At 32.9% G+C, this 14,902-nt stretch carries 11 protein-coding genes; 9 read left to right on the forward strand and 2 right to left on the reverse strand.

Annotated elements, in window-relative coordinates; genetic code table 11:
• The first annotated feature begins 82 nt into the window (after positions 1-82).
• The 9 genes from KFV12_RS04460 (at position 83) to KFV12_RS04500 (ending at position 12,685) form a co-directional block, all read left to right on the forward strand.
• Positions 83-682, forward strand: coding sequence for a TVP38/TMEM64 family protein (locus KFV12_RS04460; RefSeq protein ID WP_111714364.1), 600 nt, complete (start codon positions 83-85; stop codon positions 680-682).
• The gene (lepB, locus tag KFV12_RS04465) at positions 679-1,167 is read left to right on the forward strand and encodes a signal peptidase I (RefSeq protein WP_111714365.1); all 489 of its coding nucleotides are present in this window, start codon (positions 679-681) and stop codon (positions 1,165-1,167) included. The genes KFV12_RS04460 and lepB (KFV12_RS04465) overlap by 4 nt, the downstream gene beginning before the upstream one ends.
• 11 nt (positions 1,168-1,178) lie before the next feature.
• Entirely contained in the window at positions 1,179-1,739 is a 561-nt protein-coding gene (gene lepB / locus KFV12_RS04470; RefSeq protein ID WP_254257398.1) for a signal peptidase I, read from the forward strand.
• 61 nt (positions 1,740-1,800) lie between these two features.
• Entirely contained in the window at positions 1,801-5,160 is a 3,360-nt protein-coding gene (addB, locus tag KFV12_RS04475; protein ID WP_254257399.1) for a helicase-exonuclease AddAB subunit AddB, read from the forward strand.
• On the forward strand, positions 5,141-8,605 hold the full coding sequence (gene addA / locus KFV12_RS04480; RefSeq protein WP_254257400.1) for a helicase-exonuclease AddAB subunit AddA: 3,465 nt from the start codon (positions 5,141-5,143) through the stop codon (positions 8,603-8,605). Before addB ends, addA begins: the two co-directional genes overlap by 20 nt.
• Entirely contained in the window at positions 8,602-9,645 is a 1,044-nt protein-coding gene (locus KFV12_RS04485; protein WP_254257401.1) for a hypothetical protein, read from the forward strand. Before addA ends, KFV12_RS04485 begins: the two co-directional genes overlap by 4 nt.
• Before the next feature lie 71 nt (positions 9,646-9,716).
• Complete coding sequence (locus KFV12_RS04490; RefSeq protein WP_254257402.1) at positions 9,717-10,616, forward strand: fumarylacetoacetate hydrolase family protein; 900 nt, start codon at positions 9,717-9,719, stop codon at positions 10,614-10,616.
• 146 nt (positions 10,617-10,762) lie between these two features.
• Positions 10,763-11,152, forward strand: coding sequence for a YisL family protein (locus tag KFV12_RS04495; RefSeq protein ID WP_367304771.1), 390 nt, complete (start codon positions 10,763-10,765; stop codon positions 11,150-11,152).
• 120 nt (positions 11,153-11,272) lie between these two features.
• Complete coding sequence (locus KFV12_RS04500; RefSeq protein WP_254257403.1) at positions 11,273-12,685, forward strand: alpha-amylase family protein; 1,413 nt, start codon at positions 11,273-11,275, stop codon at positions 12,683-12,685.
• Between the two features lie 23 nt (positions 12,686-12,708).
• On the opposite strand, the gene KFV12_RS04505 is transcribed toward KFV12_RS04500, so the two are convergent.
• Positions 12,709-14,031, reverse strand: a complete 1,323-nt coding sequence (locus KFV12_RS04505) for a CoA-disulfide reductase (RefSeq protein ID WP_254257625.1) — start codon at positions 14,029-14,031, stop codon at positions 12,709-12,711.
• A gap of 8 nt (positions 14,032-14,039) precedes the next feature.
• The gene (locus KFV12_RS04510; RefSeq protein ID WP_111714373.1) at positions 14,040-14,849 is read right to left on the reverse strand and encodes a Cof-type HAD-IIB family hydrolase; all 810 of its coding nucleotides are present in this window, start codon (positions 14,847-14,849) and stop codon (positions 14,040-14,042) included.
• Between the last annotated feature and the right edge of the window lie 53 nt (positions 14,850-14,902).

Below are 14,902 nucleotides of genomic sequence, written 5' to 3' on the forward strand. Positions count from 1 at the left end.
TTGAGCTAAGGTGTATTGCCTTAGCTTTTTTAATGCACTTTTTCTTTAATTTCGATAAAATGAGATGAGAGTAGGTGGCGTTATGGATTTTATAATGCAGTATTTTAGTGAAGAAGCAATCAAAGGATACTTTGATACTTTTGAATCATTTGGTATCATCATTGCATTCTTACTACCTTTTATCGAAGCATTTTTACCGATATTACCGATTGCTTTATTTGCAGTTGTTAATGTAAATACATATGGTCTTTTTTGGGGGTTTATTATTACTTGGTTGGGTGCTTTTTGTGGTGCATATATCGTATTTCTATTAATAAGGAAATACGGACAACACAAATTTCTGAGACACCTCAATAACCACCCTCATACTTTGAAATTCATTAGACGTATTGATGAAAAAGGTGTCATGCCGTTATTCATTTTATTGTGTTTTCCTTTTACACCATCAAGTGTGATAAACGTTGTCGCTGGGTTGAGTACAATACCCTTGAAACAATATCTTATTGCTGTTTTAAGTGGAAAAGCAGTAATGCTATTCATATTAAGTTTTATCGGTAACGATATATATTCCTTTGTTAGAGAGCCGAAAAAGAGTATAATTGTAGCTATAGCTTTATTCATTTTATGGATGATCGGAAAGCTTATTGAAAGGAGTATTACACATAACGAGGCCAAACGATGAAAATTAAAAGTATTGTCTTTTCGTTAGTATTTTCACTGATTTTTATCATGTTATTACGTTCTTTTTTTATTTCTAACTATATAATTGCTGGTCATTCAATGGAACCTACATATCATGATGGTGATCGCGTACTCGTCAATCAATTCATTGATATTATAATTGAACCGCAAATAGATGATGTATACTTTTTTAAACTGAATGAAAATGAAACTATGATAAAACGTATTATTGCAACGCCGGGTGATTACATAAAAATATCTAAGAACACGCTTTATATTAATGGAAAGAAGTCAAGATACAGTGATGCGTCGATGCAGCTATTGCTAGATGATAAGATGAGAAAATATCGTACTGTTCCGCAGGATTGTTACTTAGTTCTTGGAGATAATATAGATGATAGTACTGACTCAAGAACATATGGATGTATCAGTCGAAATCAGATGTTAGGAAAAGTGATATATACGTATTGGCAGAATAAAAAATAAGAGGTGGCAATTTGAAAAAGGAAATCGTAGAATGGTTGATTGCGATAGCAGTTGCAGTAGCTCTAATATTTGTAATTAATCAATTTTTATTTGTAACGTATACCGTTAAAGGAGATTCAATGGATCCTACTTTAAAAGACGGTGAAAAAGTTATCGTGAACAAGATTGGTTACACATTAGGAAATATTGACAATGGAGATGTGATTGTTTTCCATGCAGATGAAAAAGCAGACTATGTAAAACGTGTTATCGGTAATGCTGGTGATACAGTTGAGTACAAAGATGACCAATTATATGTTAATGGCAAAAAAGTAGATGAACCATATCTAGAAGAAAATAAAGTAGCAAAAACAAATATATTATTAACTGAAAATTTTAGAGTTAAAGATCTAGTAAATGCAAATGGGAAAAATAAGATACCAGAAGGTAGCTTATTAGTATTAGGTGATAATCGTGAAGTAAGTAAAGATAGTCGTTATTTTGGTTTAATTAAAGAGGAACAGGTGGTCGGAGAAGTTGCATTACGCTACTGGCCATTCAATAGTTTTCATTACAATTTTGATTCAAAATAAAAACTAACGCACTTTTTATAATTTATTATAAGAAGTGCATTTTTTTTAGGAGGTAAATTTTATGTCCGTTAAATTTTTGATGGGTAGACGTGGTACCGGTAAAACGCATTATATTATTGAATCCATTAAAGATAAATTGAAAGAACAAGCATTAGGTGATCCAATTATTATGATTGCACCGAGACAAAGTACATTTTCAATTGAACAAGCGTTAAGTCATGATGAATTAATCAAAGGAAGTATGCGTACTGCAATATATTCTTTTGATCGATTATATTGGCGTCTGAAAAGTGAACTTGGTGGCACGGATTTATCATTGATTTCAAAAGCGGGCATTGAGATGTTGACGTATGACGTATTATTGCAGCAACAAACGCAATTACGTCGTTTCCAGACATCGAGCCAGTACTATGGATTTAGTCAAAAACTCAGTCAGACGATCAGTGAATTAAAAAAATATAATGTAACAGTTGAGCAATTAAAAGCTTTATCGACTGCTAACTTAGAAGTAAGAACGCAGGATAAACTGCATGATATTGCACTTGTTTATGATCATTTAAATAATGAAATGATCAATGAATTTATGCAATCTGAAGACACACTCTATCATTTAATTCAGCTGATAGAATCATCTGCATCAATAAAGCAATCTGATATATATATAGATGGATTTTATAATTTTACGACAATCGAATATTTAGTTATTATAGCGCTGTGCAGACATGCAAAATCTGTGACGATTGCATTAACGATTGATCCGGAAAAGCGAAGTGATTTATTTCGTAAAACAGAAGAAACTTATCATGATATTACAGAATACTTAAAGACTGCTCATATTGATTTTGAAATCAAAAAATTTATTACGAAATATCGTTTTAAAAATGCAGCTTTAAACCATTTAGAAGAAAATTTCGATGCAATTCATGTAGATGCTTATCCTGAATCTTCAATTGAAATATTAGAATCAGATAACATCCAGTCTGAAGTGAATGCAATTATGCATAAAATATATAATCTAGGAAAATCTGAATACAGGTATAAAGATATCGCCGTATTATATCGCGATCAATCTTATGCGGATGCTTTAATTAAAAGAGCAAATCAACTGAAGATTCCTTATCATACGGATAAAAAAGAAGTGATGCATCATCACCATAGTATAGAATTAATTCGTTCATTACTTGATTTCTTTAAAAATACTTATCAAATCGATCATCTGTTTAGAGCACTAAAAACAGGTTTACTCACGAAAAATGTTGAACGTTTAGACATACAGTTTGTTGATATGCTTGAAAATGTAATGATAACACGAGGTATGCAATATAAAGACTTGATTCAAAGAAGAAAGCTTCAATTTAATAAAGATGATATGTATTCCACGGAAGTGTGGGAGCAGTTTTTACAATACATAGATACGACACTGGAAATTATTGAGCTTTTAAGAATTAGTTTGATGAATGCTACGAATGCGAATGAATTTGCTACACACTTATATCAATTCCTTTTAAATATTCAGTTACCTGAATATTTGATGGCAAGCCGTGATAAGATGCATGAAGTGGGACAAAATTATAAGGCGCTTGAGTTTGATCAATTGTTAACAGGTATTAACCAAGTGTTAGACGATTTTGTTGAAGTACTACGTGATAAAGATTTACCTTATCAAGTAATGGCAGAAATCTTAGATGTTGGACTTGTTGCTTTAGAATATAGTGCTGCGCCACAAGGCTTGGATCAAATACAAATTTTGAACTTAGATTTAGCTAAAGTTGAAAATAAAAAAGTTATCTTTATTTGTGGACTGAATGATGAAATATTACCACGTCGCATCAAAGAAGATGCAATTATTACTGATTATGAAAAAAGAAATATATCAGATATCGGTGGCTTAAAATTAGCACCAACCACTGATTTATTGACGCAAGATGAACGTTTTGTTGCGTATATAGCGATGACCAATGCAGCTGAATTGCTTTTCCTGTCATATAGTTTGATGAATCAGTCTTATGAGGCGATGCGTCCTTCTCCTTTTATTAACGATATTAAAGGCATCACTCTTACCCATACAGTTAACACGTCACAATTTAAACCAAACGAACGAATAACGACGATAAATACTGGTATTAATGTTGCAGCGCATCATTATCAGGATGCTGAGTGGCAGGCTATTATTAACTACTACAATAACAATGGCTACAGCGATATATTTGATCTAGGTAAATACCGTAACCAGACAAAACCGTTGAATGAAATAAATATTGATACACTATATGGTGATGTTATAAAAGCAAGTGTATCGCGCTTTGAAAGCTATAATCAATGTGCTTTTAAACATTTTGCTGATCATGGATTAAGACTGAGACCTCGTGATAATTATGAACTGCAAAGTTTCCAGCTCGGAAATATTTATCATGAAGTATTAGCATATTTAGGAGAAACGTATAAAGACCAATTATTTAAAGTTTCTAAAGAGGATATCAGACAAGCAGTACGTCAATATTTAGCACAACATTTACCGAACGTACAGTTTGAAATAATGTATTCTAAACAACATTATCGTTTTATGATGCTTAAGATTGAAGCGATGCTGACTGATACATTTAGCATGATTCAGTCACATCAGAAACAAAGTAAATTTAAGATGGCTAAATTTGAAACTCGATTCGGTAAAGGCGGAGCACTTGAAAGTCAAAAGATTAATTTACCTGTTGGAAAAAAGGTCGAAATTAGTGGTCAGATAGACAGAATAGATATATTAAATCATATGAATCAGGATTATGTCTCTGTTATAGATTATAAATCCGGGTCAACAGCCCTTGACTTACGTAAAGTTTATTATGGCATTCAGATGCAGATGATGACCTATATGGATGTCGTATTACAAAATAAATCAGCCCTTGGACTCAAAGAGACAACACTTCCTGCAGGTATGCTGTATTTTCATGTTTATGAACCAAAACTTAAGTTGAATCATAAAAATGAAATGTCCGAAGATCTGTTAAAGAAAAGAGCTGCGGCATATAAGATGGACGGTTATATTATTGATGATTTAGATCTGGTGAGTTATTTTGATGATGCGATAAGTGAATCGAATAAATCAGATATAGTACCTGCTAGTTTAAAAAAATCAGGAGAATTTACTGCTGCATCTAAAGTATTACCTGTCGATGTGCTTTATCGCTTTATTGAACATAATCGTAATAACTTTAAACAAACGGCGCAAAATGTGTTATCTGGAGACTGTAGTATTATGCCTTTATCTTATGATAATAAGTTACCGTGTGATTTTTGTGATTTCAAACCGGTTTGTCATATCGATCCAATTTTAAATGCACAGGATATCCGTGTAAAAGATGAAAAGATAGATGCTATTCAAGAAGTAATGAAAGGAGAACAAACTGATGGCGATGACGTGGACTGAAGACCAGTTGCTTGCGATAGAAACAGTTGGTCAGGATACTTTAGTATCAGCGGCAGCAGGCAGTGGTAAGACTGCTGTTCTCGTTGAACGGATTATCCGTAAAATAATCGATCAAAAAATAAATATCGATGAAATGCTGATTGTGACTTTTACGAATGCGAGTGCCAAAGAAATGCGCGAACGTATTCATGCAAGAATATTAAGTGAATTAAGGAATAATCCAACAGAACATCTTAAAAACCAGCTCATTAAAATTCATCAGGCAGAAATATCAACCCTTCATCGTTTCTGTTTGAATTTAATCGAGAAATATTACTATACAATCGATTTGGATCCTACTTTCAGGACAGGAAACGATGAAGAAATGTCACTATTATTGATGCAGGCGATTGATGAAGTTTTAGAAGAGGCGTATGAACGTCTGGATGATAACTATTTAAAGTTAATCCTACATTTAACAAATGAACGCAGTGACAATGAATTACGCGCCTTACTATCTAAATTATATTACTTTACGATCGCTAATAGTGAACCGCTACGATGGTTACAAAATATTCGACTAACTTACAGAAATGCGCACACAGAAGATGAAAATTTCAAACGTTTAGCTGAGATTATCGAAACGTCAATAAAACATGCACGATATCTTATCAGACGTGCAGAAAATTACTGCATGGATGAAGTGTTTGAGAAGACGTTAGCATATTTACAGAATATCGATAAAAGTCTTGAAATGCCGAATGGATTAGACGCTCAATATGAAGTGATTAAGAATATTACGTTTGGACGTAAACCAACTGTAAAGACTAAAGATGATCCGGAAGCGAAGACGATGAATGATTTAATCACTAAAGATCTATCTGAAGTAAAAGGTATTATTGCCACGCTTCAAAGTATGTTATATGCGCCACCACAAGAAATGGCAGAAGATATACAGGCAATGTACGGTGAAGTGTCTGCACTAACTGAACTAACGGCTCAAGTGATTGAGCGTTTCGCAACATTAAAACGCGAACGAAAAGTAATTGATTTCAGTGATTATGAGCATTTTGCATTGAAGATATTATTATCTGACGGTAAACCAACTGAAATTGCACAAAATTTATGTGAACATTATCATGAAATTTTAGTCGATGAATATCAGGATACTAACCGTGTGCAGGAAAGTATTATTCAGGCAATCAAAAAACATCCGGAATCTTCAGGTAATCTATTTATGGTTGGTGATGTTAAGCAATCGATATACAAATTTAGACAAGCTGAACCTGAGCTATTTCTGCAAAAATATGCTGAATTTAAAATAGAGAAAACCGGTAAAGTTGTTGAACTTTCTAAAAACTTTAGATCACGTCTTTCTGTTATTGATGATACGAATGCAATATTTGAACGTATTATGGATACAACGATAGGTGATATCGAGTACGATGATGCACAAAAACTATATTACGGTGCACCATTTGACGATGAACGACAATCAACAGAAATGGTAGTCATCAATAAAGCGCATATTGCGTTAGAACATCCCGAAAGTCATTACATTGCGCAACGTATTCAGCAAATTATTGAAAATGAGCAAGTATATGACGTAAAAACTCAACAATACCGTAAAGCTACATATAAAGATATTGCGATTCTTGAACGTGGTTTTAGTAATGCAGTGACACATATGCAGGTGATGAAAGCATATAATATACCATTTCATGTGAGCAGTAAGGAAGGTTATTTCAAGACAGATGAAATAGAATCTATCATGAGTTTTTTACGCGTTATTGATAATCCGTTGCAGGATATTCCGTTAGCAGGTATATTACGTAGCATCATCTATCAGTTTAGCGCTGATGAAATTGCAACGATTCGATCTATCGATACTTCAATCTATCTTTATCAAAACTTATTGCAGTATAAAGAGAGTGGCAGCAATGATACTTTAAAAACAAAAGTAACAAAAGTATTAAGTGATATTGAAGATTATCGTAACTGTCAACAATCGATGAGTGTAAGTCAGTTAGTGTCATATATATATGAGGATACACATTTTGTTGAAAAATATTTATTATTAGCTGGCGGGCAACAGCGAGAAGCAAATTTAAATAAGTTACTTAGTTTAGCTGATAACTTTGAACAATCAAGTTATCGCGGTGTTTTCCAGTTTATCCGATATATCGATAATATGTTAAATAACCAAAAGGATTTTGGTGAAGTGAATATCATATCGGATGAAGCGGATGTCGTAAGAATGATGACAGTCCATGCTTCTAAAGGGTTAGAGTTTCCATTCGTAATCTATGCAGGTTTAAATAAAAAATTTAACTTAAGAGATATGAACTCAGATGTATTACTAGACCAGCGTATGGGATTGTCAATTAATTATTTCGATGCAACAGCAAATGTTTCATTTCCTTTAATGTTAAATGGTATATTCAAGCATCAGCTCAGATTGTCACAAGTATCTGAGGAATTACGTCTCATGTATGTAGCATTTACACGTGCACGTGAGAAATTAATTTTACTTGGTTCTGTTCGAACGGAAGAAGCATTAGAGAAGTATCACAATATTGATATGCACGATAAACTTGATCTTTTCTATCGTATGAATGCTACGACGCCTCTAGCATTTATCCTGCCTGCGATATTACAGCCTGATGCGCCGCTTCATATTCCGGTCACTATGATTTCTGAACTTGAGTTTATTCAACCAGATATTACTGAACCTTCAGTCGATGCAGATTTAGAAGCATTAAAATGGTTAACTGACTTAGAAAATTATCGTTATCCATATGAGGAAGAATTTACGCTACCGACAAAAGAAAGTGTATCTGATATTAAGAAAGCAGAATTAGAAGACGACTTAACAATGTGGACGTATGTCAATCAATATAAACTTGGTAAGAAACAATTTGATCGACCGAAGTTTATGACTGAACAGAAGAAAACAGCGCAGGAAGTCGGAACATTAATGCATCTCGTTATGCAGCACTTGCCACAGAAAAGAATGAATGATAGTGAGTTACACGACTTCATTGAAAGTTTAGTTGATAAGAAATTGATTGCTGCTGAAGATGTGGCATATATTAATATCGCGCATATCAAGACCTTTATGTCATCTGAAATTTTCAGTATGTTAATAGAGGCTGAAGAAGTATATCATGAACTGCCATTTGTTATCGGCAAACAATATTTAGTCGATGCACATCCAGATCAACTTGTACAGGGGATGATCGACTGTGTGTTTAAATATCATGATGAATATTATCTATTAGATTATAAGACAGATAAAGTTGTGCCAAGGTTAGGCAGAACGATTGAGGAAACAATACATGCTATGGCAGAGAACTATCGCGTTCAGATGACTTATTATAAAGCAGCACTAGAAACGGTGTTAAATGCCCCTGTAAAACCTTATCTGTATTTCTTTGAAGGTGGATTAGTAGAGGTGAAAGCATGAAACCAACTTTAGTACATGTGCTATATGCAATACCACTTATATTATATACATTAAGTGTGGCATTTTTAATCAATCAGCCGATTGAACTGATTAATCCGTTTGAATATTATAATGCAATGGAGATGCCAACCTTATCTTTATATATCATGATGATTTTATTTGTAAGTTTTAGTATGTTCGGATTTATTATTGCGTATCGTTTTTCTATTTTAAGTAAGCTCAATAATAAATCGATGCTATTATTTATACTATTTAGCTTATTATTTTCATTATTTATCACAAGAATGAGTGTGATGTTAGGGCTAGCAGTTATATTACCGATATTAAAGTTATTAAGTAGAAAGCAAATATCTTCCAGACAATATTTATTGTTGTCTGGCAGTATATATGCTGGATTTTTATTGATTATCATCATTCCGTTAATGATTCTGTTTAAAGATTATGAAGCATTTTTAAATGTAAATCAATTTCAGCAGTTTATAGAGATTTATAATAAACATCAATTGTTTGATTTTATACGTTTAAATATTATCTTATTTATTTCACATTTATTACATTATATCGTAGTGATATTTATCGGAATGTTGCCGGGATTATTAATGGGCATGTATCATCGTAATAAAAGGGAAGACTCAATTAATATCATCATTCAGGCGCTCATTTTTTTAATTAGTGGAACAGCTGTAAAGCTACTTATCTTTAAATTTAGCTATAGTTTTCTGCAATTTTCACTGGCGATCCTCGGTTCAGGCTTACAAGGGATAGGATTAATGCTTTTAATAATCTTATGCTTAAGATACATTGAGAGGCAGTATAAGACAGAAGAGATGACAATGTATGCACTACTATATATCATTACAATTTGTATAATAGAGCTAGTCATTTATAGTTTATTTACTGGAATATATAATTTACCGTATCCAGCACCATCTATCGTAAATTTATTGCAGTATTCTGTGATTGTTGCACTTATTATAGCTATATTATTCATTGTTTTAAGTAACGTGAGTGACAAACATTATAAAAATAATCATAGATAAATCTAAAAAGCATGAAAGTTATGACAATATTCTGTATAATGAGGGCAACACAAAAGAGGAGTGGAAGCAGAATGAAGTTTTTAACATTTAAGATTGGCGATAAAGAAACATATGGTGTCAAAGTTAAACGTGAGGATGCAGCCTGGGATTTAGTAAAAGTATTTGCTGATTTCAAGGAAGGGGATTATCCTAAAACACTACTTGAAGCTTTACAGCAAAATAATACAGTAGATTTTCAGGAGTTAGTGCGTGCAACAATTGAAAAAGTTGAAGCTTCTGAAAAAAAAGCTGATTATAAATATGAATTTACAGCGATTCAGTTCTTACCACCTGTTACACCTACAAATAATGTTATTGCTATTGGTCGTAACTATGAAGAACATGCATCTGAGTTAAATAATGAAGTAGATCAGTTATATGTATTTACTAAAGCACCATCAAGTTTAATCGGTGATGGTAACGCAATTCCTTCACATAGTGACGTAACGAACGCACTGGATTACGAAGGTGAATTGGGTGTTGTTATCGGTAAATATGGACATAAAATTCCAAAAGCGATGGCATTGGATTATGTTTATGGTTATACAATTATCAATGATATTACAGCACGTGACTTACAGAAAGCACATTCACAGGCATTTCTTTCAAAAAGTTTAATGGGTGGTTGTCCGATGGGACCATACATCGTTACAAAAGATGAATTACCTATGCCTGAGAATGCAAATATCGTGACGAAAGTTAACAATGAAATTCGTCAGGATGGTAACACGAAAGATATGGTATTAAAGATTGATGATTTAATTGCCGAAATTTCAAAATATGTTGCGCTTCACCCAGGAGACATTATTGCAACGGGTACACCAAGTGGTGTTGGAGCAGGTATGAATCCTCCTGTTTACTTAAAACGTGGCGATGAAATTAAAGTAACGATTGATGGTATCGGTACTTTAATGAACACAGTTGGAGAATAAAAATTTTTAATAGAGAGACAGTCTTTAAAACGGACTGTCTTTTTTATGGAAAAATTTAATTATAGTGAAGAAACTAAACGCATTAGTAACGAAAATATTAATTATATGTTAAACTATATGAGTATGTATTATAGATAGGGGGAACAATGATGATCACTGGTATGTTACATTTACACATCATGAGTTGGGTTGTTTTATTAATCGTCTTTTTTGCAGCATATGAAAACTTCTCAGATCGTTTAGGACCAAGCAAATATTTTAAACCACTGATGATGTTATTACGTATCTTTGCTTTACTTGCTCTAGTAAGTGGATGTTACATCTTCTTTAAAGCAATGAATGCAGATGCAATGATGTATGGATTTAAATTTTTATTAGGATTAGCAACAATTGCATTGATGGAAGTAACTTTAGCACGTAAGAAGAGAAAGAAACCTTCAAGAAACTTCTTCTATATTGTGATTTTAGTTGCAATCATTACGATTGGACTAGGTGTTCATTTACCACTTGGACCAATCACAGGTATGTTTAAATAATCCATTAAGAACCTCAGAATTGAGGTTCTTTTTTTCATTCATGAACTTTTTATGAATTTCTCCCCACGTTCTATTTATTTTAGTATAATCAAATATAACGACTAAAGTGAGGTAATTATAATGAAAAAATTAATAACGCTACTAGCAAGCATTCTTTTATTGTTAACGTTTCACCAGAATGCAGATGCCGCTACAAAACAGGATTTACGTATTTATAGTTTAATAATCGATCGTTTTATGAATGCCAATGATACGAATAACAAACATATTCATAACGAAAAAGATAATACATTACCATATGGTGGAGATTTAAACGGTGTTATCAATAAGATGGATTATATTAAGAAGATGGGATTTAATACAATTCATCTTTCTCCGGTATTCGAAAAAGATCAAAATGATTATTTAGGTTATAAAGTTAAGAATTATAATACGATTGATGATGTTTATGGTGGCGAGAAACAATTTAAAAAAATGATTAAACTCGCTCATGATAAAAAGATGAAAGTTATTGTAGATATTCCATCTACTGTAACAGAAGGCTATACTGAGACAAATGACACGAAGATGAATGACTTTCAAAAAGCTTATTTTAAGGACATGAAAATCATCGACTTAAAAAATAGTAATAACCAAAAAAAATTCAAAACATCAGTGACACAATTTGTTGATAAATATCATATCGACGGTGTTTCGATGTACGTTATGCAGGATGGTATTGATGCAAAAGCAATATTCCCTGAAAATGTTGAAACAATCGCAATATTAAATGAAGATATTACTGTTAGTGGCTTCAAACATATTCAAAAATTAGCTACTACGAAGGCAATCGCTAACGCTTTTAAGACAACAGATCAGGAAATCCCTGAAAAGTACGAAAAGAATGAATTACTAGCAAGTGATAACTTCTTTATGCCGAGGTTTACAAATTACGCAGCGAATGAAAATATGTTTCCTGGTACACGTATTAAACAGCTGATGAGTTATTTAATGGTTCAAAAAATGCCTATCAGTATGACATATGGTACTGAAATAGCAATGAACGGAGATAAGGCACCTGATATTCATCAGTTACTTGATTTCCGCGTTGATAAAGAAGTTATTGAATATTTAGAAGTTACAAGTGGTGTTTATAAAAAGTATGATGAAATGTTTGATGGTAAATCCGAAGTTATCTATAATAAAGAAGGTAATCAATTAATTTATTTTGATACTAACAAGGTCGACTTTATCTATAACATTAATAATACGAGCAAGGCAACGAATATTAAGCTGGATAGCAAACGCGTGCCTAAAGATAAAATGTTAAGTGGATTATTAATAGGAGACCGTATTCATTATAAAGATAATAAGTTTTCACTGATTACAAATCGTGAAGAAGCGGAACTATACGCAGTTGTGAAGAATCAAGGATTTAACAATGGTTACCTAATTGCTGCTGGTGCGATTATCATATTATTCACTTTATTTATTATCGGAGCAACTCGAAATAGAAAAAGATATATAGCGAATCAGCAAAATAATCAAAAATAAAAAAACCGCAAAATGCGGTTTTTTTATTTTTGTTCTGCTTTATAGCCGAGCATATTGATAATATCTTTTGGACTACTATAGACAGGACTGTATGCAATCTCTATATCCTTAAAATCATCTATTGTCAGATTACCAATCATAGCAGTTGCGATAATATCGATACGTTTATCCACACCATATTTACCGAATGCTGAAGCACGTAATATTTTACGCGTCTTCTTATCGAAATAAACATTGATTGAAATTTGTTCTGCGTCAGGCATATAACCTGCATGATGTTTTTGTGTTTGTTGAACGATTTCATAATCAAAGTTATCCAGCATATTCGGCGTTATACCGACACTTGAAAATGTATAATCGAATAATCGAATGATGTTCGTTCCAAGCAGACCGTTGAACTTTGTGGACTGAGGGTTAACGATATTATGTGCGATAATACTTGCCGCACGATGCGCACCCCAGGCAAGTGCAATTTGAGCTGGATAATCAACATGACGATATTTTGTCTGGATTGCATCACCTAAAGCGTAGATATATGGGATATTTGTCTCGAAATACGCATTGACCTTAATATGTCCGCTTTCAGTCAGTTCAATCTTACTAGATTGTAAAAACTGTGTGTTTGGTTTAATACCAAGTGCTGTAATGATCATATCATAATCAAATTTGCGACCGGATTTTAACTGTACAGTTTTACCATCCAATGTCTTCACTTCATCGTCTAATAAAACACGTACTCCATGTGCTTCGAGTATATCAGGGATGTGCTTCGTCATATCCGGATCGACGGATTTAAGTAGATGCGAACTGCGATGAAGCATTGTTATATTTAATCCACGATTTTTTAAATTTTCGATTAGTTCTAAACTTATGTATCCTCCACCGATAATTAGGATATCTTTAGCACCTTCAGTTTCAATAAAATTATTGATTTTATCAGTGTCTTCTAAATTACGCAGTGTAAACACATGATTACCTTGTAAAACAGGTAATTTAACTTGAGTTGCACCAGGTGATAAGATTAAATAATCAAATGTATCAGTAAAAGTACGATTATTTTTAATATCTTTTACAACAATCTCCTTATTTTCAGCTGATACTGAAACAACTTCATGATATGTTTTCACTGTAATTGATTTATTCGTCTTAAAAGAAGATTCAGTTGCAGCAATCAGTTTATTTCGAGGTGTTACCTCCCCACCTAAATAATAGGGTAACCCACAGTTTGCAAAGCTCATATCACGATCTTTTTCATATACAGTAATTTCTGCGTCACTCAATCTTCTAAGTTGAGAAGCCACAGTCGCACCACCTGCTACAGCGCCTATAACAATAACCTTCATAATTAAAGCCTCTATTCTATATTAAAATAACGCGCTAAATATTTTCCGATACCGTCTTCATTGTTTGAATCGGTAATATCATCTGCAATTTCTTTTAAATCATCAATTGCATTGCCCATTGCAACACCAGTATTCACAAACTGAATCATTTCATGATCATTATCTTCGTCACCGAAAGCGATCGTATTTTCTCTTTTAATGTTAAGATAATCTAATGCAATTTGAACACCGACAGCTTTATTGATACCTTTTTTGACGATTTCAATAACCGGGAAAGGAGCACCCCATCGTCTATGTTCTAAGTGCTCAGCATAAACATCATCCAGATGTTGATAAATATTTGGTATTTCTTTCTCTTCTGCCTGAATGAGAATTGATGTTGGTGGTTCTTTAATGCTATCTAAAAGATTGCCGACTTCAATTAGCGGGTTACCCATACTAAATCCTTCAAATAAATATTCGTCATGATAATGAAGATAAACATGATCTTTTACCTCTGCAACGATATTTTGAATATTTAAATGGGGAATTTTTTCGAATATTTCACGTGCCACTTTATAGTCTAGAGGCTGATGGAAAGTTTCAAATTTCATGTCGGTAGGATGGTGAACGAAAGCACCGTTAAAATTAACGATCGGTGTTGTCAGTCCAAGCTCTGTATAATAGATCTGACTTGCACGATATGGTCGTCCTGTTGAAATCATAAACTGATGACCTAACGCTTGTACTTTCTTAATGATTTCTTTTGTATAAGGCGTTATCTGTTGATTGTTATTGAGTAGTGTACCATCTAAATCGAGGCAAATGAGATGTTGTTCCAAAGTAAAAACTCCTTTAATCAGTATGAAAATTTATTAATTTGAAATAAGTTTGA

Source organism: Macrococcus epidermidis (genome assembly GCF_024205965.1).
In the GTDB taxonomy this organism is placed as follows: domain Bacteria; phylum Bacillota; class Bacilli; order Staphylococcales; family Staphylococcaceae; genus Macrococcoides; species Macrococcoides epidermidis.

What these genes read in the sequence shown, in the direction of transcription:
- addB (WP_254257399.1), top strand. Translation starts at nt 1,801, where the DNA reads ATGTCCGTTAAATTTTTGATGGGTAGACGTGGTACCGGTAAAACGCAT.
- KFV12_RS04490 (WP_254257402.1), top strand. Translation starts at nt 9,717, where the DNA reads ATGAAGTTTTTAACATTTAAGATTGGCGATAAAGAAACATATGGTGTC.
- KFV12_RS04500 (WP_254257403.1), top strand. Translation starts at nt 11,273, where the DNA reads ATGAAAAAATTAATAACGCTACTAGCAAGCATTCTTTTATTGTTAACG.
- KFV12_RS04460 (WP_111714364.1), top strand. Translation starts at nt 83, where the DNA reads ATGGATTTTATAATGCAGTATTTTAGTGAAGAAGCAATCAAAGGATAC.
- KFV12_RS04495 (WP_367304771.1), top strand. Translation starts at nt 10,763, where the DNA reads ATGATGATCACTGGTATGTTACATTTACACATCATGAGTTGGGTTGTT.
- addA (WP_254257400.1), top strand. Translation starts at nt 5,141, where the DNA reads ATGGCGATGACGTGGACTGAAGACCAGTTGCTTGCGATAGAAACAGTT.
- lepB (WP_111714365.1), top strand. Translation starts at nt 679, where the DNA reads ATGAAAATTAAAAGTATTGTCTTTTCGTTAGTATTTTCACTGATTTTT.
- KFV12_RS04485 (WP_254257401.1), top strand. Translation starts at nt 8,602, where the DNA reads ATGAAACCAACTTTAGTACATGTGCTATATGCAATACCACTTATATTA.